The sequence below is a fragment of the Rhodoluna sp. genome (genome assembly GCF_024639375.1).
In the GTDB taxonomy this organism is placed as follows: Bacteria; Actinomycetota; Actinomycetes; order Actinomycetales; family Microbacteriaceae; genus Rhodoluna.
Window position 1 is genome coordinate 64524 of the sequence record NZ_JAHEIM010000009.1, and the last position, 20871, is coordinate 85394.

General features: G+C 51.9%; 22 protein-coding genes and 1 tRNA gene. 9 read left to right on the forward strand and 14 right to left on the reverse strand.

Annotated elements, in window-relative coordinates:
* Window position 1: 1 nt before the first annotated feature.
* From Q0L28_RS04090 to Q0L28_RS04105, 4 genes are all read right to left on the reverse strand, one after another.
* Window positions 2-913 (reverse strand): WYL domain-containing protein, encoded by a 912-nt coding sequence (locus Q0L28_RS04090; RefSeq protein WP_296631973.1) that lies wholly within the window; start codon window positions 911-913, stop codon window positions 2-4.
* Window positions 914-1025: 112 nt separating this feature from the next.
* On the reverse strand, window positions 1026-1997 hold the full coding sequence (locus Q0L28_RS04095; RefSeq protein WP_296631977.1) for an FKBP-type peptidyl-prolyl cis-trans isomerase: 972 nt from the start codon (window positions 1995-1997) through the stop codon (window positions 1026-1028).
* 51 nt (window positions 1998-2048) lie between these two features.
* The gene (locus tag Q0L28_RS04100; RefSeq protein WP_296631980.1) at window positions 2049-3056 is read right to left on the reverse strand and encodes a tRNA (adenine-N1)-methyltransferase; all 1008 of its coding nucleotides are present in this window, start codon (window positions 3054-3056) and stop codon (window positions 2049-2051) included.
* Between the two features lie 6 nt (window positions 3057-3062).
* Entirely contained in the window at window positions 3063-3722 is a 660-nt protein-coding gene (locus Q0L28_RS04105; RefSeq protein ID WP_296631983.1) for an HAD family phosphatase, read from the reverse strand.
* Between the two features lie 79 nt (window positions 3723-3801).
* On the opposite strand from Q0L28_RS04105, the gene Q0L28_RS04110 reads away from it, so the two are divergent.
* Entirely contained in the window at window positions 3802-4665 is an 864-nt protein-coding gene (locus Q0L28_RS04110) for a PAC2 family protein (protein WP_296631986.1), read from the forward strand.
* Here the strand turns inward: Q0L28_RS04110 and Q0L28_RS04115 are convergent.
* Together Q0L28_RS04115 and Q0L28_RS04120 are read right to left on the reverse strand one after the other, a co-directional pair.
* Window positions 4650-5492, reverse strand: coding sequence for an undecaprenyl-diphosphate phosphatase (locus Q0L28_RS04115; RefSeq protein WP_296631989.1), 843 nt, complete (start codon window positions 5490-5492; stop codon window positions 4650-4652). The two genes, Q0L28_RS04110 and Q0L28_RS04115, sit on opposite strands and share 16 nt — an antisense overlap.
* Window positions 5489-5701: a hypothetical protein gene (locus tag Q0L28_RS04120; protein WP_296631992.1), complete on the reverse strand. Its 213-nt coding sequence runs from the start codon at window positions 5699-5701 to the stop codon at window positions 5489-5491. Before Q0L28_RS04120 ends, Q0L28_RS04115 begins: the two co-directional genes overlap by 4 nt.
* Before the next feature lie 56 nt (window positions 5702-5757).
* Between Q0L28_RS04120 and Q0L28_RS04125 the strand changes: the two genes are divergently transcribed.
* From Q0L28_RS04125 to Q0L28_RS04135, 3 genes are all read left to right on the forward strand, one after another.
* Window positions 5758-5840, forward strand: a tRNA-Leu gene (locus Q0L28_RS04125).
* A 30-nt stretch (window positions 5841-5870) separates the two neighbouring features.
* A complete protein-coding gene (locus Q0L28_RS04130) occupies window positions 5871-6707 on the forward strand; it encodes an NAD-dependent protein deacetylase (protein WP_296631993.1) in 837 nt (278 codons plus the stop codon).
* Window positions 6700-7305 carry a histidine phosphatase family protein gene (locus tag Q0L28_RS04135; protein ID WP_296631996.1) on the forward strand — a complete coding sequence of 202 codons (606 nt, stop codon included), beginning with the start codon at window positions 6700-6702 and terminating at the stop codon, window positions 7303-7305. The genes Q0L28_RS04130 and Q0L28_RS04135 overlap by 8 nt, the downstream gene beginning before the upstream one ends.
* Here Q0L28_RS04135 and Q0L28_RS04140 read toward each other — a convergent pair.
* From Q0L28_RS04140 to metH, 3 genes are read right to left on the reverse strand one after another with little or no spacing between them, the layout of a single operon-like run.
* A complete protein-coding gene (locus Q0L28_RS04140) occupies window positions 7292-8380 on the reverse strand; it encodes a glycosyltransferase family 1 protein (RefSeq protein WP_296631999.1) in 1089 nt (362 codons plus the stop codon). The two genes, Q0L28_RS04135 and Q0L28_RS04140, sit on opposite strands and share 14 nt — an antisense overlap.
* Window positions 8377-9279 (reverse strand): alpha/beta hydrolase, encoded by a 903-nt coding sequence (locus Q0L28_RS04145; RefSeq protein ID WP_296632001.1) that lies wholly within the window; start codon window positions 9277-9279, stop codon window positions 8377-8379. The genes Q0L28_RS04140 and Q0L28_RS04145 overlap by 4 nt, the downstream gene beginning before the upstream one ends.
* A 2-nt stretch (window positions 9280-9281) precedes the next feature.
* Window positions 9282-12818 (reverse strand): methionine synthase, encoded by a 3537-nt coding sequence (metH, locus tag Q0L28_RS04150; protein WP_296632005.1) that lies wholly within the window; start codon window positions 12816-12818, stop codon window positions 9282-9284.
* A 55-nt stretch (window positions 12819-12873) separates the two neighbouring features.
* Between metH and Q0L28_RS04155 the strand changes: the two genes are divergently transcribed.
* Together Q0L28_RS04155 and Q0L28_RS04160 are read left to right on the forward strand one after the other, a co-directional pair.
* On the forward strand, window positions 12874-13791 hold the full coding sequence (locus tag Q0L28_RS04155) for a methylenetetrahydrofolate reductase (RefSeq protein WP_296632008.1): 918 nt from the start codon (window positions 12874-12876) through the stop codon (window positions 13789-13791).
* A gap of 19 nt (window positions 13792-13810) precedes the next feature.
* Window positions 13811-14545 (forward strand): 3'-5' exonuclease, encoded by a 735-nt coding sequence (locus Q0L28_RS04160; RefSeq protein ID WP_296632011.1) that lies wholly within the window; start codon window positions 13811-13813, stop codon window positions 14543-14545.
* 120 nt (window positions 14546-14665) lie between these two features.
* Here Q0L28_RS04160 and Q0L28_RS04165 read toward each other — a convergent pair whose 3' ends face one another.
* The 3 genes from Q0L28_RS04165 to glgA all read right to left on the reverse strand — a co-directional run bounded on the left by Q0L28_RS04165 (window position 14666) and on the right by glgA (window position 16998).
* A complete protein-coding gene (locus Q0L28_RS04165; protein WP_296632014.1) occupies window positions 14666-14917 on the reverse strand; it encodes a type B 50S ribosomal protein L31 in 252 nt (83 codons plus the stop codon).
* 94 nt (window positions 14918-15011) lie between these two features.
* Window positions 15012-15797 (reverse strand): ABC transporter ATP-binding protein, encoded by a 786-nt coding sequence (locus tag Q0L28_RS04170; protein ID WP_296632017.1) that lies wholly within the window; start codon window positions 15795-15797, stop codon window positions 15012-15014.
* 10 nt (window positions 15798-15807) lie between these two features.
* On the reverse strand, window positions 15808-16998 hold the full coding sequence (gene glgA, locus Q0L28_RS04175) for a glycogen synthase (protein WP_296632020.1): 1191 nt from the start codon (window positions 16996-16998) through the stop codon (window positions 15808-15810).
* 46 nt (window positions 16999-17044) lie between these two features.
* Here glgA and glgC point away from each other — a divergent pair, with 46 nt between their 5' ends.
* Window positions 17045-18286 carry a glucose-1-phosphate adenylyltransferase gene (gene glgC / locus Q0L28_RS04180; protein WP_296632024.1) on the forward strand — a complete coding sequence of 414 codons (1242 nt, stop codon included), beginning with the start codon at window positions 17045-17047 and terminating at the stop codon, window positions 18284-18286.
* Window positions 18283-18915, forward strand: coding sequence for a phosphoserine phosphatase SerB (gene serB / locus Q0L28_RS04185; protein WP_296632026.1), 633 nt, complete (start codon window positions 18283-18285; stop codon window positions 18913-18915). The genes glgC and serB overlap by 4 nt, the downstream gene beginning before the upstream one ends.
* A gap of 3 nt (window positions 18916-18918) precedes the next feature.
* Here serB and Q0L28_RS04190 read toward each other — a convergent pair whose 3' ends face one another.
* Both Q0L28_RS04190 and Q0L28_RS04195 read right to left on the reverse strand, forming a co-directional pair.
* Entirely contained in the window at window positions 18919-19683 is a 765-nt protein-coding gene (locus tag Q0L28_RS04190) for an SDR family oxidoreductase (protein ID WP_296632029.1), read from the reverse strand.
* A gap of 30 nt (window positions 19684-19713) precedes the next feature.
* Window positions 19714-20424 carry a beta-ketoacyl-ACP reductase gene (locus Q0L28_RS04195; protein WP_296632032.1) on the reverse strand — a complete coding sequence of 237 codons (711 nt, stop codon included), beginning with the start codon at window positions 20422-20424 and terminating at the stop codon, window positions 19714-19716.
* A gap of 111 nt (window positions 20425-20535) precedes the next feature.
* On the opposite strand from Q0L28_RS04195, the gene Q0L28_RS04200 reads away from it, so the two are divergent.
* A complete protein-coding gene (locus Q0L28_RS04200) occupies window positions 20536-20847 on the forward strand; it encodes a DUF3099 domain-containing protein (protein ID WP_296632035.1) in 312 nt (103 codons plus the stop codon).
* The last annotated feature ends 24 nt before the right edge of the window (window positions 20848-20871 follow it).

Genomic DNA, 20871 nt, shown 5'->3' on the forward strand with positions numbered 1-20871 from the left:
TCTAGGCATGAGCCTCAACCACCTTTTCAAAGCCACTTCGGATAGCCTCGCCAAGGGCAACGGGAGAAATAACTGTCACATCAAGGGCGAATTCCCTGAGTTGTTCAGCCAATAGGTGCATGTCTAGATAGGCAACCGAAACCAGACCATCCGAGGTAGAAGGTTGGTCATTTAATTGAAAATGAAACCAAGCCTGAGAATCTGGTTTCACTTTCAACCGTGCTACCTGAGTGTTGATCAACTCAGAGAGTTCAGCCTCTGCATCAGTAATTAGTTTCGAATCTGGCGCAGCAAATGTAACTTCAGTATCGTCAATTTTCACCGTTGTCACTTTAGAAACGATGCGCATCAGAAGAAAGTTGCGTGTGGCGTTTCGGTCGAGGTCAAAACTGATGACTAACCATTGGCCATCTATGTTGCGCAAAGCCCACGGTTGAATGTGACGAAGAGAAATCTCGCCATTTGGTTTTCGATAACTGAAGCGAACCTCCTGACAAGAATCAATTGCAATATTCAGTGGCATAAATGCCGGTTCGTGAGTCTTAATTCGAGGTGCGTAGCCAATCAGGTCGGATGCAGCGGGGGCAACTCCAAGCGCTCGCAATCGCACCAACGCTCGGTTTGCGTCTGACTGCAATGATGCGTGAGCCCACACACCTGCTGCCAGATTTAGCAATTGAAGTTGATTTGGGTTTAGTCCAACTTGCTTGGGCCAAACGAATGTATCGCTAGCAACCACGTATCGAATGTCATCGCCGTCGACCAGATTCTCTTTGATCTCAACTTGAATTCCAGTGTTTCGAAGGTCGGTCTTGTCGCGCTCAAACATGCGAAAGACTGATTCTTCATTTGTGCCAGAGGCAAGAGTGTCTCGATAGCTTGGAATGCACTCGAACAACTCTTTTTTGCTCAAGCCCCGTTGAGAGAACAACAAGGCGCAAGTGATTTGCATCAGTCGTTCTGATTTATCACTTTTGGCTGGCTGCCAACCCAATTCGGCTTTCACCACGAAGTCACCAAACCGCTTATTTAGCGGCCGAGTCAGTTCCTAGAATGTCGATCACAAAAATAAGAGTTGAATTGGCTGGAATTGAGCCCTGTGCGGTAGCCCCATAACCCTCGGCCGGCGGAATTACTGCAATTACTTGAGAGCCAACTTTTTGACCAACCAGCGCCTTGATGAAACCAGGTATTAGTTGACCGTCTACAAGTGGAAATTGAACTGGAGATCCGTTGCTCCAAGACGAGTCAAACTCTGCTCCGCCCCAAACAATTCCTGTGTAGTGCAGAGTGACGTTGTCACCCATGGCCACAGTGGCGCCCGCCCCCTTGATAAGTGTCGAGACTTTGAATTCCTTAGGTGCCTTACCCGACTGGGTCACGCCTGGTTGCCCGTTTGGTGCGCGAACAACGGTCGGCATTCCAGCCTCGGCCGCTTGTGCGTCTCCAACAGCCTTCTGCAGGTAAACGCGCTTCACATCAATCACGTAAACCACGGATGCATCAGCATCAAGGCCGGCCTCAGTGTTTCCTTGACCGCCGTGTGCAAATTTAGGTGGCAAAAGCACGGCAACGCGTGAGCCTTCGCGAACACCGGCTAGAGCGTGGCAAAAATCAGGTGACTGACCCGACTTGATTAGCTGAGACGCAGCATCGGTGCCATTAAAAGAAGTGTTCGAAAGGGTTGCACCGGTTTTGCCGTTTAGCGCAATGAATTCGAGCGAGATGAATTGGTCACCGGCAAATTTAGGGCCCGCGCCCTCGGTGATGATCTGAGTCTCGATCTTGTCGCTGGTGATGCCGTTCGCAAATTCAACTTTTGGCACGGCACCTGCGGCACCACTCACCTTAATTTGAGCCGCGTTGTTTCCAGTTGTATAGCTGCCACAAACCTGCTCGATGTCTGAGTACATGGCGTCTGCGGCATTGCCTGTGGCGCATCCGGTGAGAGAAATAGCCAAGGCTGCGCTGGCAATAACGGTTAGGGCTTTAAGCAAAATATTGAACCTTTGATCGAGATTTTCTTAGTGTAGTCAGGCAAGTTGAAATTATTCGGTGTCTTGCGCGGCCTTGGCTTCAGCAGCTGCATTGGCACTGCGGATGGTTTTGCGGAGTTTCTTGTCAGACACCTTGCGCTCCCCCATGTGATCAGGGTTCCAAACTGCCAAATCTTCGTCGGCGAATTCTGGCTTTGCTTTGGTGGTTTTGAAATTTGGCAACACGGTTCCAGGGGCCAGTTTGCGAGCAACGACCAAGAAGCCAGTGTGACCAATCATGCGATGCTCCGGGCGAACGGCCAACCCCTGAAGGTGCCAGCCACGAACCATCGATTCCCAAGCCTCTGGCTCGGCAAACAATTCGCTCGCTCTAAGTGCCTCGGTGAAACGAGACAACTGCGTGACTGTTGCCACGTATCCCATGATCAAACCACCGGGAACGAGTGCGTCTGCGCACTCCTGAACACACTCCCAAGGCGCAAGCATATCGAGGATGATGCGGTCGATGCTTTGCGCTTCGACCTTATTAGGCAGCTCATCCTGTAGATCACCAAGGTGAATCTGCCAAGTGCTTGGCACCACCCCAAGGTTTGTTTGAACGTTCGCTTGGGCGATTTCGGCAAATTCGGCTCGCCGTTCGAAGGAATGCAGCTGGCCGGTTGAGCCAATGGCGCGCAGCAGATACATGCTCAGACCACCTGAGCCAACACCAGCCTCAACAACGCGAGCACCAGGAAAAATGTCACCCATTACGATGATCTGTGCTGAATCCTTGGGATAAATGATGTTGGCACCACGAGGCATTGATAGAACGAAGTCGCTTAGCAATGGTCTAAATGCAAGGTACTCGACACCATTGGCGTTCTGAATGACTGAACCTTCAGGCTGGCCAATTATATCATCGTGCTTTAGGTCGCCACGGTGGGTGCCGAATGCTGCACCTTCGCGCAAAGTAATGGTGTTCAGTCGACCTTTCGGCCCAGTCAGCTGCACACGGTCACCCGCGCGAAACGGGCCAGTCGGCAGACGCAATTCGGCGTCGTTTTGTTTACTAGTCATTGGGTCCTAATCAAATAGTCTCTGCAGGTCTTTTAGGCGAACGCCTTCAAGAGTTGGCCAAAGAATTCGGCCTTCGATTTGCGGAATTTCGATGAAGTTCGGAATTCCAATAGCTTTCGTGCCGGCCGCTTCTGCGGAGCGCAGACCAGTGTTTGAATCCTCAAACGCAACACAGTCCTCTGGAGCAACACCAAGAAGTTTTGCGGCCTGGAGGTAAGGGTCCGGAAATGGTTTGCCGCGGCTCACGTCGTCTCCGCCAACGATTACGTCGAAGGCGTCAAAGGGAATCTTGTCGACTACTTCCTGGGCCATGCGATGCAGCGACATAGTTACCAGGGCCGTCTTTACGCCCTTTTTCTTTAGCTCGAGCAACAGCTCTTTGGCGCCTGGACGCCACGGGATTTCTACCGCCAATTTGGCGACCACTGAGTCGGTTAGGTGCTGAACAATAGCCTCAGTGCTCATATCGCTGTTGAGTTTGGCCTTGATGATGCGACTGGACTCATAAAGACTGTTGCCAATCAAGTCATGCCCGTCTTTATCGGTCCATTCGGCAGAATGAGCCGAAGCCAAGGCTCGTTCACTGGCCATCCAATAGTGCTCAGAGTCGACCAGCGTGCCGTCCATGTCCCACAAAACGGCAGCAGGAAGCCTCTTTTTAAACATAATGAGTTGATTTTACCCTTCGTCAATTGGCTTAGAGTTTTAGGGGCAAGAATCGGCATAAGCAATTAGGAGCACTCTGATGAGCATCTTTTCGGGTCGCCCGCTAATTGTTGCGTTCGAGGGTTGGAATGACGCCGCAGAGTCTGCCAGCTCGGCTGTGAAGCACATCTGTGAGCAACTAAATGTAGATGTCGTTGCAGCAGTTGACCCCGAAGATTACTTTGACTTTCAATTCACTCGCCCTACCGTGGCACATGACCAAAATGGCGAACGAGAAATCACCTGGCCATCGGCACAGATGTGCAGCCCATCCGTAGAAATTACGGCAGCAAACCCCGATCTTGGTCGTCTGCACATTTTGCTGGGCACCGAACCTAGCCGTCGCTGGCAATCTTTCACCGCTGAAATCATGGAAATGATTGAGGATCGCGAGATTGACTCAGTCATATTCTTAGGTGCCATGTTGGCCGATGTGCCTCACACCAGACCAATCAACGTGATGACCACGAGTCAAAATGCGGCTGCTCGCGCCGAGCTAGGCGTTGAACGCAGCCAGTATGAAGGCCCAATCGGAATTCTGAGCGTTATTGGAATCGCACTTGAGAAGGTTGGCATTCCGAGCATCGCTCTCTGGGCATCCGTGCCACACTACGTTCACAACACACCTTCGCCAAAAGCCACGCTAGCCCTGCTGATTGAGATTGAAAAAGTTCTAGGCATGCAATTCGAGCACGGCACTCTGGGTGACGATGCATTCACCTGGGAACGCGGCATCGATGAAGTTGCCGAGGGCGATGAAGAAATGGCTGGCTACATTGGCCAACTTGAGAAGACTCGGGATGAAGTTGAATCACCGGCCGCCAGTGGCGATGCACTTGCGATGGAGTTTGAGAAATATTTGCGATCAACTGACGAAAAGCCAGATGATCAAGCAACCAACTGACCGGTGCTAAGCATCACAATCAAAAAGGCACCAACAATCAATCGCCAGATTACAAATGGCATAAAAGATCCGCGGTTCAAATAACGCAATAAACCTACGATCACCGAGAAGCCAATTGCGAACGAAACCACCGTGGCAATAACTGTGGCCGTCAATGCACTGCTTGGTAGATCTTTATATGAGGTTGCGAATTCAAATAATCCACTTGCCAACACTGCAGGTATCGCGAGCAAGAAGCTGTAACGCGCTGCAGCTTGGCGGCTGTATCCGAGGGCTAGACCAACCGATATGGTTCCACCAGAACGAGAAACACCAGGAATAACCGCGAGCGCTTGACCGAGACCAAACAAAACGCCATCACGGCCCGAAAGGGACTCGATTGATTTTTGCTTTCTGCCGGCGCGGTCTGCCCAGCCAAGGATCAAGCCAAATATTATTAGCGTGAAAGCGATGACCCAAAGGCTGCGCAATTGATTTTCGATCACGTCTTTGAAAATCAGCCCAATGCCAACCACTGGCAGTGAACCCACAATGATGAGCCAACCCATCTTGGCATCGCGACCGTCTTGGTCGGTCATTGCGGAGCGTGCGAAGAACGATCTAAAAAAGGCTCTGACAATCCGAACGATGTCTCGCCAAAAATAAATGAGCACTGCTGCTTCGGTTCCAAGCTGAATAGTTGCAATAAATGCAGTGAGCTGAGGTTTCGAAAGACCTGTGACGCCCAAGAGTTGCTGAACGATTTGCACGTGTGCACTTGATGAAATCGGCAAGAACTCCGTGAGCCCTTGAATGATGCCAAGAATTACCGCGTCAAAGGGGTTCACTCGGCGTCATCCTCAGCAAGTTCTAGCGGCAAAAATTCGCCGAACTTTTCTGAGAGCGCCTCTTCATAGTTTAGAAAGGCATCTTCAAGTTGGTAGTAGGCCTGCTCAATCGCTGGGTCTTCGTTGCCGTGACGCGACGAAACGGTTTCAAAGTGGCGCTCTAGCGAAGCAATAAATTGCTGCAGAGCAATGCGCGGGTCTTGAGCCATAGCCCTATGATAACCTTGCTCTTTGTTGAACGGCAGTATTAGTTGAACAAACACTTGTCCGGGTGGCGGAATGGCAGACGCGCTAGCTTGAGGTGTTAGTCCTCGTAAGGGGGTAGGGGTTCAAGTCCCCTTTCGGACACAATGAATTGCGAAAGTTAGACTGACTTCGATGTCAGAGAGAGAATCACTAAGCGCAGCCGTTACATACGGCATTGATTTTGCGCGCGAGCGACTTGCCGCCAAGCGAATCCTTGCTCTCACCGGCGCTGGCATTTCTACCGATTCCGGAATCCCCGATTACCGCGGCGAGGGTCGTGTTGCACGGCATCCGATGACTTTCGACATTTTCATGGGCTCTCATGAAGCACAGGTTCGCTATTGGTCGCGAAGTTTCATCGGCTACAGCCGAATTGCAGAAGCAAAGCCGAATGCCGGCCACTACGCATTGGCTCACGCAGAGTCACTGGGTCGCGTATTTCAAGTTATTACCCAAAACGTTGACGCACTGCACGAGCGCGCAGGAAGCAAGCATGTGATCGACTTACATGGTCGCCTTGACCGCGTAATTTGCATGGCTTGCTCGGCTCAATTCTCGCGTGAAGCAATTGATCTGCAACTTACCGCCTTGAACCCGACTGTATCGAAGTCAGAAGATTTTGAGTTCACCCCGGATGGCGACGCTGAAGTTGAACTGACCGCGGAGTTCCAAATTCCCAGTTGCGAAAAATGTGGTGGCGTTCTAAAGCCAGATGTGGTGTTTTTTGGCGAATCGGTGGCTGAATCGGTGGCTCAACAAGCCATGCAACAGTTAGACCATGCTGAAGCACTATTAGTAGCTGGCACGTCACTAACGGTGAACTCTGGCCTGAGATTTGCCCGTCGCGCAGCCCGAGCAAACAAACCCGTGATTATCGTGAATCTTGGAGCAACTAAAGCTGACGAGATTGCAACTGCAAAGATAGAGGCGAGCACTTCTTTGGTGCTTGAGAGGTTATTACTTGACTAAAACAACACTGGGATTGCTTCGTCACGGGCAAACCGACTGGAATATCGATTTTCGACTGCAGGGAATCACCGACATCCCACTAAACGAAACTGGCATCGCACAGGCGCGCGATGCGGCCCTTGCATTGAATGCTGCCGATTGGGACATTGTTCTCACCTCTCCCCTCTCTCGAGCTGCTGACACCGCAAAGATCGTTGCAGATAGTTTTGGATTCGATTCGATTGCTGTGGAGCAACTACTACTGGAAAGATCATTCGGCGAAGCCGAAGGACTAAGCCATGAGGAATGGAAGGCAACTTACTCCGACCCAAATGCGGTTCCCGGTGGCGAATCTCTCGAAGCACTAAAGGTGAGGTCACGAGAGTTGTTGCGGCACATCGCTGAAAAATACGAAGGGCAACGCGTTCTTGCGGTTTCGCATGGTGCCCTTATTCGCAAGCTGCTTCGTATTGTTAGTAATAACGAATTCCCACGTGAAGGCGAACGGTTGGGCAACGCATCGTTAAACATATTTGATTACGACGGTTTGCAGTGGAACATGGTGCGCTATGAACCGCGCACTCTGCATTCAGATCTGCATCAGCCTAAAGCTCAGTAAGCACGCGATAAAGTTTTGCGGCCGACTCATCCCAAGTAAATTTCTTGGCTTGTGCCTTTGCTGCCGCAGATTTTGCTAACCAAGCATCGTTGCCTTGCAAACTACGGATGCCTTCGGCGAAATCATCAGGACCCTCCGGTGAGCAGAAAATTGCAGCGTCGCCACCAATTTCTTTGAAGATATCTATGTTCGAAACCACCACTGGAATACCTCGGGCCATTGCTTCAACGAGAGGGATGCCGAAGCCTTCATCCTTTGAAGCGCTAACTAGCGCAACGGCCTGGTTGAGCAGTTGGTCGTATTGCTCGTCACTCACACCATTGAAGAAGGTGACCTTGGCCCCAAAGGAGTCGGCCAAACTTTGCAACTCTGCTCGACGAGCGTCATCGATTTTGCTTAGCAACTGCAACTCAAAGCTTTGCAGTTGGCCGGTCGCAGCGATCAGCGTTTCAACGTTCTTATAGGGCATGAAGCTGCCCATGTAGACCAGCGTTTGTTTCTCTGCAGGGCGCGATCCAGGCGTTGCTAACCTTTGCAGCTCAACCAGTGAACTCGCCGCGTTATAAACAACCTCGGTTCGTTTTCGGGTCAGTTTGTGCAATGTGATGAGTTTTTTAGTTGCTTTTGAGACTGTGATGACAACGTCACTGCGGTTTAGCAATAAACGTTGTGGCCAGTAGCTCAAGTGATACAGGCGCCACAAAATGCGAATTGCAAGGTTGAAGCTCGGTGGCGGAGTCGGGTGACGGTAGTAGATCAAATCGTGCAGAGTGACAGCCAATTTGAATTTTCTACCAAACGAACCAATCGTCTGCATTGGCGAAAAGACCACCTTTGCCCCAAGACGATTTAGCTTGTAGGCAATCAGTGGTTCAGAGATTGAAGTTGGGTCGTTGAGCATGACCCATTTTGTGCCGGAAGGCAACTTCTCTAATTGTCGCAAGTCGCTGATGATAGCCGTGACCGAAGTCAACTTAGAAATTGCAGCGAACAAGCCAACCGAGAATCGACTGATTCCGTCGTGATGTGAAACTCGAATGTATCGAGCATCAAAATAGAAAGCTTCAAGACTCAATTTGCGTTCCTAGATTGCAGAAATTCTCTGATGTCCTCTGCTATCAAATCGGGAATTTCATAATGAGTTAGGTGCCCAACGGCTCGGTGCTCAACCAATCGATTCTCAACTTTTAGCAGAGCAACCATTTGGCGCTGTTGTGAGGGAGACGTGATGTCGTCTTTGGTGCCAATCAAAACTAGGGTCGGGCGTTGGAATCTTGCCGCGTATTCGCTCACGTGATGCGAGATTGAAGCTGAATAACCCTCGAATGCAACTCGATTGCTTTCAAAATCGTTGAAGTTTTCATCATGCTGCCGATGTATCCACTCGCGCAGCTTTTTGTTGTGCGACTTAGTCATCACAATGCTCATTCCGCGAACCATTGGCCAACTCTTGAGCGCCCAGTTTGCAGTTTTGCTTGGCAATTTGGGTGCCAAATCAAAGAATAACTTCGCAAGCAAAGTGAGGGCCGCTTTGGGCCCTTTCAAAGCAGGTGCTGACACAGGATTCTCAAGGATAAGGGTATCGAAGTCCGCCGCGTGTGCCGCGTGATGCGAAACGATGATGCTGCCAAAGCTGTGACCAAGCAGGTGTGGCTTGTGAGGCAGTTGAAGTTTGTGAATGAATTCACCAACCCACCACGAGTAATTCTCGATTGAATGAGCCGAAACAAACGGAGTGCTCTCGCCAAATCCTGGCAGATCGGGAATGTAAATGTTGAAGTCTGACAGGGCGCCCGCAATAGCTTCAAGGCCTCTGTGGTTACCCCGATAGCCATGAATAAAAACGATTGATGGCGCAGACTCTGAATCAGCTGGGTAGAACCAATAACGAGTCACCGTGTCCATGACTTGCATTTCACGACGCTCACCGCGGCCGCGCGCTTTGCGGGTTAGTTCTGCCGAAACAAGGTTCATGTTTAAACCGAGAAGTACTTGGCCTCTGGGTGGTGCAAAACCATTGCATCGGTTGATTGCTCAGGGTGCAACTGCAACTCCTCAGATAAAGTCACGCCAACCACTTCGGGCTTCAGGAGCTCAACCAATTTGATGCGATCTTCGAGATTTGGGCAAGCCGGGTATCCAAACGAATAACGTGCGCCACGATATTCAAGTTTGAACAAACCATCGACAGCGGTTGGGTCTTCAGCCTTGAATCCAAGTTCTTCACGCACTCGTGCATGCCAGAATTCGGCGAGTGCTTCGGTGAGCTGCACCGACAAACCATGCAGTTCCAGGTAATTGCGGTAATCATTCTTGGCATACAGTTCGTTCGCTGCCTCAGAGACGCGATTTCCCATGGTGACTAACTGAAATGGCACCACGTCGACAACGCCAGATTCCTTCGAGCGCACGAAGTCGCTCAAGCAGAAGTGACGATCGCGAGATTGGCGTGGGAATGTAAAGCGCATGCGTTCGGTGCCAGGTACTCCCCCTGAACCGCCGTCAGTCGCGCCTTCTGGACCATGGTGCAGAATCACTAAGTCATCGCCATCAGAAACAGCCGGGAAGTATCCGTAGACAACAGCAGCCTCTAACAGACCCTCGGTCTGGATTCGAGACAGCCACTCGCGCAAACGCGGGCGACCTTCGGTTTCGACCAACTCTTCATAGCTCGCACCATCTTCGGCGCGAGAAGGCTTTAGCCCCCATTGCCCCATGAATGTTGCACGCTCATCTAAGAAGCTCGAGTAATCGCGAAGCGGAACACCCTTGACTACGCGGGTTCCCCAGAATGGCGGCGTTGGAACTTCGTTGTCTTCGGCAACATCCGAGCGATCTGGAATTAGATCTGGCTCTGTGCGAATCAACAAACTCTTTGGTTTAACCACACGCTGCTTCAATGCAGGTAGTTCAACCGAAGTATCGCCTCGTTTGATCTTCACGAGCGCATCCATCAACTTCAAACCTTCAAACGCGTCGCGCGCGTAACGAACTTGCCCCTCGTAAACCTCAGCCAAATCTTGCTCCACGAAGCTTCGAGTGAGTGCAGCGCCACCAAGAATTACCGGCCACTTTGTAGAGACTCCACGCAGGTTCATTTCTTCGAGGTTTTCGCGCATGATCTGCGTTGACTTAACCAACAAACCGCTCATGCCGATCACATCGACAGAATTCTCTTCTGCGGCTTTCAAAATTTCATTGATCGGCTGCTTGATGCCGATGTTGACCGTTTCAAAACCGTTGTTGCTAAGGATGATGTCGACAAGGTTCTTGCCGATGTCGTGAACGTCACCACGAACAGTGGCCAACAGAATGCGACCTTTGCCGGTGTCTTCAGTTTTCTCGATTAGCGGCTCAAGGTGGGCAACCGCTGTCTTCATAACTTCAGCAGATTGCAGCACAAACGGAAGTTGCATCTCACCCTTGCCGAAAAGCTCGCCAACAATCTTCATGCCGTTGAGCAGGTGATCGTTGATGATTTGAAGAGCGGTCATGCCGACGGCAATCGCCTCGTCAAGGTCAGCCTCGAGACCCTTCTTTTCACCATCGATGATGCGGCGTTCGAGACGCTCGTTAAGTGGCATTGAAGCTAGTTCTTCAGCGCGACTCTGACGAGTGGCAGCGGAGTCAACTCCGCTGAAGACATCCAAGAATTGGGTCAACGGGTCAAACGAGACGTTTCCGTCTTCGTCATAGGTGCGCTTGTCGTAGATCAAATCCATAGCGGCTTCGAGCTGCTGTGCTGGAATCTGGTTGAGCGGCATGATGCGCGCAGCGTGGACGATGGCAGAGGTAAGGCCCGCCTGAACGCATTCGTGCAAAAAGACGGAGTTCAATACGTGACGCGCTGCTGGGCTCAAACCAAAAGATATGTTGCTAATTCCAAGTGTTGATTGAACCCCGGGGAAAGCTTCATTCAATCGACGGATAGCTTCGATTGTTTCAATGCCGTCTCGGCGGGTTTCATCTTGGCCGGTAGCAATTGGAAAAGTAAGCGTGTCAACGGTGATGTCAACTAGGTTCATGCCCCAGTTACCTGTTAGGTCTTCAATTAGTCGTTTGGCGATTGCAAACTTGGTTTCAGCGGTGCGGGCTTGACCTTCTTCGTCGATTGTTAGCGCAACCACTGCGGCTCCGTGCTCACGAACTAGCGGCATGATTCGCGCAAAACGTGAAGTTGGCCCATCGCCATCTTCGTAGTTAACCGAGTTGATCATTGCGCGACCACCCATGCACTCAAGACCTGCTTCAAGCACAGCAGGCTCGGTCGAGTCGAGAACCAAAGGCAGCGTTGTTGAGGTTGCCAGTCGGCTCACTAGTTCGCGAGCGTCTTCAACGCCATTGCGGCCAACATAGTCAACACAAACATCGAGTGCGTGTGCGCCCTCTCGGGTTTGCGAACGAGCAATTTCAAGGCACTCTTCCCAATTGCCAGCCAACATAGCATCACGGAAAGCTTTTGAACCGTTCGCGTTGGTGCGTTCGCCAATTGAAAGGTAAGTCATGGTTTGGTCAAACGGCTGGTGCTGATACAAACTCGCCAAACCTGGTTCGCTTACCAAAGCCGGCCGGTGTGGAGTTTTGCCCTTAACCGCTTCGGCCAACTGCATGATGTGTGCAGGCGTGGTGCCACAGCAACCACCAACAAGCCCAGCTCCGTAATCATTCACAAACTGCAACTGAGCCGTTGCCAATTCGTTTGGCGTAAGTGGGTAGTGCGCACCATGTGCGCCAAGAATTGGAAGTCCCGCGTTTGGCATGACCACGACTGGAAGCTGTGAGAATTTCGCCAGGTAGCGAAGGTGTTCGCTCATCTCGGTAGGGCCGGTGGCGCAGTTCAGACCAATTGCGTCAATGCCTAGTGCGCTCAACGCAGTAAGTGCCGCACCGATTTCAGAACCAAGCAACATGGTTCCAGTCGTTTCAATCGTCACCGAAACCAATACTGGAATGTAAATTCCAAGTTCCGCCATCGCACGCTTTGAACCGATTACCGCGCTCTTCGCCTGCAGCAAATCCTGAGCGGTTTCAATCAAAATTGCGTCGGCACCGCCGCGGATAAGACCCAGCGCCTCGAGCTTGTAGGCGTCACGCAGCACTGAGAACTTCTCGTGCCCGAGGCTCGGCAGCTTGGTGCCAGGACCAACCGAACCAAGAACCCAGCGAGGCTTGTCTGCGGTGCTGAAATCGTCGGCAATTTCACGAGCCAAAACCGCACCCGCGTAGGCCAGCTCTTCAATGCGATCTTCAATGCCATACTCAGCAAGGTTTGCGAAGTTCGCACCGAAAGTGTTGGTTTCAATGGCCTCTGAACCCGACTTCAAATACTGAGCGTGAATGCTCTTGATTAGCTCGGGGCGCGTGACGTTGAGAATTTCGTTGCAGCCCTCGTGCCCCTGAAAGTCATCGAGGGTTGGGCTAGCCTCTTGAATCATGGTTCCCATGGCGCCGTCGGCCACAACAACGCGACTGCGAACGGCTTCGATTAGGGCTTGGGAACGAGGAGCAAACATAGGCCCTTAGTCTACCTGAGCCTTATTGGCTGAGTCAGGCCGATATACTTATCGGATGCCCGAGATCAACTTGCTTCGAACCGACACAATTGCTGTGGGTTCCGTCTGCAATATCACCGAGACCTTGGCTGCTCGAGCAAACCAAAATCAACCAACCCTGTCTTTTGAATTTTTTCCACCTAAGGATGAGGTTGGAGAGGCTAACCTCTGGGCTGCGTTCGACAAACTTGCTGAAGTAAAGCCTGACTTTGTTTCAGTGACTTATGGAGCCGGAGGCTCAAACCGCGAGCGTTCACTCGCGATTGTTGACCGAATGGCCAAGGATGTAATGACCATTGGTCACCTTACTTGTGTGGGAAGCACCCGAACTGGCACCTCAAAAATCATCAAGCACTTCGAAGATGCAGGCGTGGCAGCAATTCTGGCGTTGCGTGGCGATTCACCTAAGGATGACCCTGACGCTTTGGAAAAGGGTGAGCTTAAGACCGCCCTTGAACTAGTTCAGCTAGCTCACGAAGTCACTTCACTCGAGGTTGGTGTCGCGGCATTTCCTGAGGTGCACCCAGAATCAGCGCACATGCAACACGACGCGATGGTGTTGGCCCTCAAGCAACAAGCCGGAGCCAGTTTTGCAATGACTCAGCTCTTCTTCACAGTTGAGGCCTACACCGATTTGATTGAAGCATCGTCGGCAGCCGGTGCTGATATGCCGATCATCCCGGGTGTCATGCCAATTGCAAACGCCAAGCAGGTCATTCGCATGGCGGCTATGTCGGGCGCCCACATCCCGCCAAAACTGATGCAACAGCTTGAAGATGCAGATGAAGTGACCGCTCGCAAAATTGGCATGGACTACATCACTCAGCTTTCGCTCGACCTAATCAAAGTCGGCGCTCCAGGCCTGCACATTTTCAGCCTTAACCAATCCGTGGCCGCTCTTGAACTAGCGCGTGGCGTCGGGCTGTGTCGCTAGTAGCGCCTAGTCTGAACGCGTGAACGATCAACAAGCCTTCGATTTCTCTTCGCCTCTGCCTGACTGGGCCAAGCAATTTGCCGTATTCGACCTAGAAACCACCGGATTAGACCTCACTGATGCGCGCATCGTGACCGCGTGTGCCGTCGAGCTCGATGCTCAAGGCAATCAAGTTGGCAATAACACCGAGTGGTTGGCTGATCCGGCAATCGAGATTCCCACCCAAGCCAGTGACGTGCATGGCGTAACTACCGAGATTGCTCGTCGAGATGGTCGACCAGCCACCGAAGTTGTTTCCGAAATTCTCGAAACCTTACGTGACTTCTTCAGCCGTGGATTGCCAGTGGTTGCCTACAACGCCCCTTACGACTTCACGATTCTTCATTACGAGGCATTGCGCCACGGCCTCAATCCGCTAGAAAATCCAGGCCCGATCATCGACCCACTCGTTATTGACAAGTTCAAAGACAAATACCGCAAGGGCAAGCGCCGACTCGAGAACGCGGCCGAGTTCTATCAAGTTCCGCTAACCGACGCTCACAATGCCACCGCCGATGCGATAGCTGCCGGTCGTGTTGCTCAGGCTATCGCCAAGCGATTCGCGGCTGAATTGCCAAAGACCGCGGCAGAGCTGCACCAATTGCAAATCGGCTGGAGTGAAGCGATCGACGCTGACTTTGAGGCATACATGCGCCGCAGCGTGAACCCAGATTTCACCTCGACCCGAGGTTGGCCACTAAAACTCCAGGCATAAAAAAATGGACCCCCTCGGGGTCCATTTTTCTAAGTTTCTGAGCTGGTGCTTTGGGCACCAAAACCCTGTGGCTAATTACTTGGGATTGGGCACCAAAACCCTGTGGCTAATTACTTGGAATTAGGCACCAAAACCCTTGTAGCGAGCGTTGAAGCGCTCAACACGGCCTGCAGCATCCATGATGCGCTGCTTACCGGTGTAGAACGGGTGTGACTCTGAAGAGATTTCAACGTCGAAGACTGGGTAGGTGTTGCCGTCTTCCCATTCGATGGTCTTGCTGCTCGAGATTGTTGAGCGAGTCAAGAACGAAACACCTGAGGCTAGGTCGCGGAATACGACGGTCTCGTACTTTGGGTGAATGTCAGCCTTCATGCGGAACTCCGATTAGATAAAAGATTGGATTGTGCCATCGGCACTAAAGGAAAAGTATAACAGATGAAGGGCCCCGGGCAAAGCCTTTTTGAGGTTATCTGTGGGCTCGAACGGCGAATCTTCCGCCTTCTTGGCTCACCTGCAGGCCAAATCCGAAGGCTTCTGAGATCTTTTCTGAGGTCAATGTTGACCCGATCTCGCCGGCGGAGAACACCTGGCCGTTGACCAAAATCAATGCGTGAGTGAAGCCATTTGGAATCTCTTCAAGGTGGTGAGTCACCATCACCATGGCGGGCGCAGCCGGAGCCGACGCGTATTCGCCAATGATGGCGATGGTTTGCTCGCGGGCGGCCAAGTCAAGGCTTGCTACTGGCTCATCAAGCAGCAAAAGTTCAGGGTCAGGCATAACGGCGCGGGCAATTTGAGTGCGCTTGCGTTCTCCGTCGCTCAGGGTTCCAAACGCGCGGTCGGCGTAATCGGCCAATTGCCACTCACCCAGCACTCGACGAGCGCGACGTTCATCAATGTCTTCGTATTTTTCGTTCCATCGACCAGTGACCGCATAACTGGCAGTCATCACTGCATTGAGAACGGTTTCGGAGTTAGGAATATGAGCCGCTTGGGCGCTCGATGCAAAACCGATGCGCGTGCGGAGCTCGAACACGTTAATTGCGCCAAGGCGCTGGCCTAAAACATCCGCGGTGCCATGCGATGGGTGTATCTGGGCCGCAGCGACTCGGAGCAAAGTGGTCTTGCCAGCACCGTTGGGGCCAACAATCACCCAGCGCTGGTTTGAACCAACCTGCCAGTCAATGTTGTTGAGAATGGCGCGCCCCTCGCGGATGACGCTCACGTTATTCAGATTTATGACGCTGGACATGCCACTTAGCCTAGGCGATGCCGGCAATTGCCTTCTGATAGACGCGAATTGTTGTGTCGGCAATTGAATCCCAGCTGAAGTGGTCTTCAACGCGCTTGCGACCGGCAACGCCAAATTGTTCAATTTGCGGGTTAGCCAGCATTTCGTTCAACGCGTTCGCAAAGTCAGAGACAAATTTGGCTTCATCCAATGGCTTACCGCTGCCGTCTTGCAACTGCTCAATTGGCACAAGCAAACCTGTTTCGCCATGAGAAACAACCTCTGGAATGCCGCCGGTTGCTGTTGCAACGACTGGTGTCTTGCAAGCCATGGCTTCGAGGTTCACAATTCCAAGTGGCTCGTAAATTGAAGGGCAAGCAAAAACAGTTGCCGCGGATAGCATCGCAATCAACTCTGGGCGTGACAGATGCTTTTCAACCCAAATCACGTTGTCGCGAATCTTGCGAAGTTCTTCGACAAGATCGGTGACCTCTTGCAAAATTTGCGGGGTGTCTGGTGCGCCTGCACAAAGCACTAGTTGCACATCCCCAGGAAGTTCGCGCGCGGCTTTTAGCAAATAAGGCAAGCCCTTTTGCATAGTGATGCGACCAACAAACAAAACTGATCGCTTATCTGGGTCAACGCCATTCGCGCGAACCAGGTCTGGGTTATCGGCAGCTTGAAAAGCTTCAAGGTCAATGCCGTTGTGCACGACAGAAACTTTGTTTTGGTCTAACTGCGGATACGCGCGAAGAATGTCTTTACGCATGCCATCTGAAACGGCGATGATTCCGGTTGCACCTTCGTAAGCGGTTCGTTCAACCCAAGAAGACAATCGGTACCCGCCGCCCAGCTGCTGCTCTTTCCATGGGCGTAATGGTTCAAGACTGTGTGCGGTGATCAAGTGCGGAATTCCATGCAAGCTTGATGCGACTTGACCAGCGAAGTTTGCATACCAAGTGTGAGTGTGAACCAGGTCTGCACCGGCGATATCGGTGACCATCGACAAGTCGGTTGCCATGGTCTGCAACGCACCGTTCACCGTGTCGAATTCGCTCGTATGACGGTATGCGAATGTATCAGTTTCATTACGGTCGTCACCGAAGCAACGAACCTTTACATCGATGTGTTTGCGCAGCACTCTCACTAATTCAGCGACATGTACGCCCGCTCCACCGTAAATGAAAGGTGGATATTCCTTGGTGACCAGATCGATTCTCATAGCGCAATGTTAGCCCTACGAAACATTTGAGCAATAACATTCAGATATGAGCAGTTTGAGAATTTTTGGAATGGTTCTAGCCGGGGGCGAAGGCAAGCGATTGATGCCTTTGACTGCAGATCGAGCTAAACCCGCCGTGCCATTTGGTGGCAGCTACCGTTTGATTGACTTCGCGCTTTCGAACCTGATCAATTCAGGTTTGAGACGCATCGTGGTGCTAACGCAATACAAGTCGCATAGCCTAGACCGCCACATTTCTCAGACCTGGCGCATGTCTCCCCTGTTGGGTTCATATGTTGCTTCTGTGCCAGCACAGCAGCGTCTGGGCAAGCGTTGGTTCTCAGGCAGCGCCGATGCCATCTTGCAGAGCATGAACCTGCTGAGCGATGAGCGCCCAGACATCGTTGTTGTTGTTGGTGCCGACCACGTTTACCGCATGGACTTCGCGCAGATGATTGAGGCCCACATTGCCTCTGGCCGTGGCGTGACAGTTGCCGCAATTCGTCAGCCACTCTCATTGGCAAACCAATTTGGCGTCATCGAAGTTGACGAAAAGGACTCTTCGAAGATTGCTGCATTCTTGGAGAAGCCAAGCGATCCAAAGCCACTTGCCGACAGCCCGGGCGAAGTTCTTGCTTCAATGGGTAACTACGTATTCAGCGCACAGGCCTTGATTGACGCAATCGAGCACGATGGCACACTTGAAGAATCAGCTCACGACATGGGTGGCGACATCGTTCCTTGGATGGTTGCCCGCGATGATGCGAGCGTTTATGACTTCACCTACAACCAAATTCCCGGCTCAACTGATCGCGATCACTCATACTGGCGAGACGTAGGAACTATGGACAGCTACTACGACGCCCACATGGACCTAATCTCTGTGATGCCGGTGTTCAACCTTTACAACAACGAATGGCCTGTGCACACGCAGCAAGTAAATCTTCCGCCAGCTAAGTTCGTTCACGATGGCGAAGGCAATCAGGGTCGCACTACGGATTCAATTGTTTCGCTCGGCACCGTGGTTTCGGGCGGCATCGTTGAGCGTTGTGTTCTTTCACCAAACGTTCGTGTGCACTCACGCGCACTAGTCACTGATTCAATTTTGCTCGACGGCGTGCAAGTCGGCCGAGATTGCACGATCAGAAGGGCTATCCTCGACAAGAGCGTTGTCGTAGCCGATGGCGCATCTATCGGTGTCGACAAGCAGCGCGATCTCGATCGTGGCTTCTTTGTCAGTGAATCGGGCATCACAGTTGTTGGAAAGGGCGTTCTGGTTACTCCGTGACCAAATACCTAGTGGTCTTTGATGTTGATTCAACTCTTATCGAAGACGAAGTAATTGAACTATTGGCTGAAGTCGCTGGCAAGCGCGCTGAGGTGGCTGCGGTTACCGAACGAGCAATGGCTGGCGAACTTGACTTCGCCCAGAGCCTGATTGAACGAGTAGCCACACTCAAGGGCTTACCCGAGTCTGTTTTTGACGAGGTGCAGAAGAAGATTCGTGTTACCCGCGGTGCCGTTGAGCTAATCAATGCGGTGCAGGCGGCCGGCGGCAAGGTTGCCGCAGTTTCGGGTGGCTTCAACCAACTGCTCACTCCCCTGGCAAAACAACTGAATCTTGATTACGCCAGAGCTAATGAACTTGAAGTTATTGGCGGGTTGCTTACTGGCAAAGTTCTCGGTGACATTGTTGACCGCGCAGGCAAAGCTAAAGCGTTGCTTGAATGGGCTGTGGATTCCGGAACTGCGATTGAACACACCGTGGCCGTTGGCGACGGCGCTAATGATCTAGATATGTTGGCTACCGCTGGATTAGGCGTTGGCTTCAACTGCAAACCAATCGTGCGCGAAAAGGCCGATGTGGTTATTGAAGAGCACGACCTGCGTGCCCTAATTTCAGTTTTGAAGCTCTAGCAACTATTCAGCGATGAAGTCGCTGGTGTCGCCAACCAAACGGGTGTTGTCAGTCGGCACTGGTTCAACCGCGGCAAGAGCAACCTCAGCTGCAAATTCCTGAACGTTGTAAAGCTTTCCAGCACCTTCGCGTCGAGCCTCGATTGCACCCGGATTCGCGCGCTCAAGCAGTGTTGCCGTAATGGTGCCCTCAATCATGTCGCCCGAAACAACCACAAAACCGATGTTGCGCTCTGCCAGCGTTGGGATAAGTTCACGAAGTGCGTCCTCACCGGCACGCTTTGAAAGAGCAACCGGGAGGTATTCCGGCATGGTTGGTGTGGTGCGAATGAAGTGTGCTTGGTGGCTAGTCACGAAAACCACACGAGCGCCATCCTTCAAAAACGGCTTTGCGGTTTTCAACAGGTTCACCTGAGAATCGCGGTTCAAGCGCATTGCATAGTCTTCGCCTAAACCGGCTTCCATACCGCCAGAGGCGTTCATTACCAAAATATCTAGCTGCCCAAAGGCATCCTTAGCCGCCTTAAACATTGTCTCAACCGAAGCAATGTCAGTTAGATCTGCGCCAACCGCGATTGCGTGACCACCACTGGCTTTGATGCCATCGACAATTTTTTGCGCTCGGGCTTCTTTATTGCGGTAGTTAACCACTACCGATGCGCCGGCCTCGGCGAAATAACCGAGAGTGTCGGCGCCAATTCCGCGTGAAGAACCGGTCACGAGTGCGACTTTGCCAATCAAACTTTGTGCAGCAAGTGGGTTAGACATTTGATCTCCGATTTATAGTGTTTTAAAAAATTAGTGACCCATGCCGAGGCCGCCATCAACAGGGATGACGGCTCCCGAGATGTAGCTGGCTTCGTCGCTGGCTAGCCAGGCAACCACCTTGGCTACCTCTTCTGGCTGAGCAAAGCGCCCGACTGGAATTTGCTTCTTATAGGCGTCTTGTTGTGCTTCTGGGAGAGCTGCAGTCATGTCGGTGTCAATAAACCCAGGTGCAACTACGTTGGCGGTGATACCGCGAGCGCCAAGTTCACGGGTAATTGAGCGTGCCATGCCAACAAGCGCAGCCTTAGCTGAAGAGTAATTTACTTGACCGGCAGATCCCAGCAAGCCCACCACTGAACCGATAAGGATTACTCGGCCGTACTTGGCTTTGATCATTCCCTTGCTTGCGCGACGAAGAACACGGAACACGCCGTTGAGGTTTGTGTTGATCACTTCTTCGAATTCTTCATCGGTCATTCGCATCAAAAGTGTGTCGCGCGTGATTCCAGCGTTGGCTACCAAAACTTCGACGGCACCAAGCTTCTCTTCAACCGCAGCGAAGGCGGCATCAAGTGAAGCAGGGTCAGTTACGTCGGCTTGAACACTAAATGAACCAGTTGGACCCTCGCCGCTGCGCACGGTGACGGCAACGCGGTGACCTTGACGAATGAATTCCTCGGCAATCGATCGACCAATACCACGGTTTCCGCCAGTGATCAGAACTGTTCTTGGAGTGGTCATCCGGGGCCTCTTTCGGGAATTCAATGATGGAAAAATCGCTTTGAACAAATGAAGTCTAGTCTTGACCTTGGTTTGAAGCCCTTATCCGAGGACCATAAATGAGGAGGAGTTATGTTAGAGCCGCAGAGCATTACCAACCTGGCAAACTCGCCGGAACATGACCGCAAAGTTCGAATGCTGCGATACACCGTGGCAATGACCATTCGCATTATTTGCATCGTTCTGGCCATGTTGGTTCAGGGCTGGCTAATGTGGCTCTTCTTTGCAGGAGCAATTTTCTTGCCTTACTTTGCCGTTGTGTTGGCAAATGGTCAGGTTGGCACCAAGACCAAAACTGCAACCGCAGCAACAGCACCGACACTTTCTATTGGCGCGGATGCCTTCACGAGTGCACCTGCTCCAGATACCAAACCCAATGACTAAATGTTCTAGATCCGGCTGTGAGGC

Bases quoted from the DNA above. Each gene is read 5' to 3' on its own strand.
- Q0L28_RS04100 (WP_296631980.1), bottom strand. From the start codon at position 3,056: ATGACTAGTAAACAAAACGACGCCGAATTGCGTCTGCCGACTGGCCCG.
- Q0L28_RS04105 (WP_296631983.1), bottom strand. From the start codon at position 3,722: ATGTTTAAAAAGAGGCTTCCTGCTGCCGTTTTGTGGGACATGGACGGC.
- Q0L28_RS04110 (WP_296631986.1), top strand. From the start codon at position 3,802: ATGAGCATCTTTTCGGGTCGCCCGCTAATTGTTGCGTTCGAGGGTTGG.
- Q0L28_RS04120 (WP_296631992.1), bottom strand. From the start codon at position 5,701: ATGGCTCAAGACCCGCGCATTGCTCTGCAGCAATTTATTGCTTCGCTA.
- Q0L28_RS04130 (WP_296631993.1), top strand. From the start codon at position 5,871: ATGTCAGAGAGAGAATCACTAAGCGCAGCCGTTACATACGGCATTGAT.
- Q0L28_RS04145 (WP_296632001.1), bottom strand. From the start codon at position 9,279: ATGAACCTTGTTTCGGCAGAACTAACCCGCAAAGCGCGCGGCCGCGGT.
- metH (WP_296632005.1), bottom strand. From the start codon at position 12,818: ATGTTTGCTCCTCGTTCCCAAGCCCTAATCGAAGCCGTTCGCAGTCGC.
- Q0L28_RS04155 (WP_296632008.1), top strand. From the start codon at position 12,874: ATGCCCGAGATCAACTTGCTTCGAACCGACACAATTGCTGTGGGTTCC.
- Q0L28_RS04165 (WP_296632014.1), bottom strand. From the start codon at position 14,917: ATGAAGGCTGACATTCACCCAAAGTACGAGACCGTCGTATTCCGCGAC.
- Q0L28_RS04170 (WP_296632017.1), bottom strand. From the start codon at position 15,797: ATGTCCAGCGTCATAAATCTGAATAACGTGAGCGTCATCCGCGAGGGG.
- glgA (WP_296632020.1), bottom strand. From the start codon at position 16,998: ATGAGAATCGATCTGGTCACCAAGGAATATCCACCTTTCATTTACGGT.
- glgC (WP_296632024.1), top strand. From the start codon at position 17,045: ATGAGCAGTTTGAGAATTTTTGGAATGGTTCTAGCCGGGGGCGAAGGC.
- Q0L28_RS04190 (WP_296632029.1), bottom strand. From the start codon at position 19,683: ATGTCTAACCCACTTGCTGCACAAAGTTTGATTGGCAAAGTCGCACTC.
- Q0L28_RS04195 (WP_296632032.1), bottom strand. From the start codon at position 20,424: ATGACCACTCCAAGAACAGTTCTGATCACTGGCGGAAACCGTGGTATT.
- Q0L28_RS04200 (WP_296632035.1), top strand. From the start codon at position 20,536: ATGTTAGAGCCGCAGAGCATTACCAACCTGGCAAACTCGCCGGAACAT.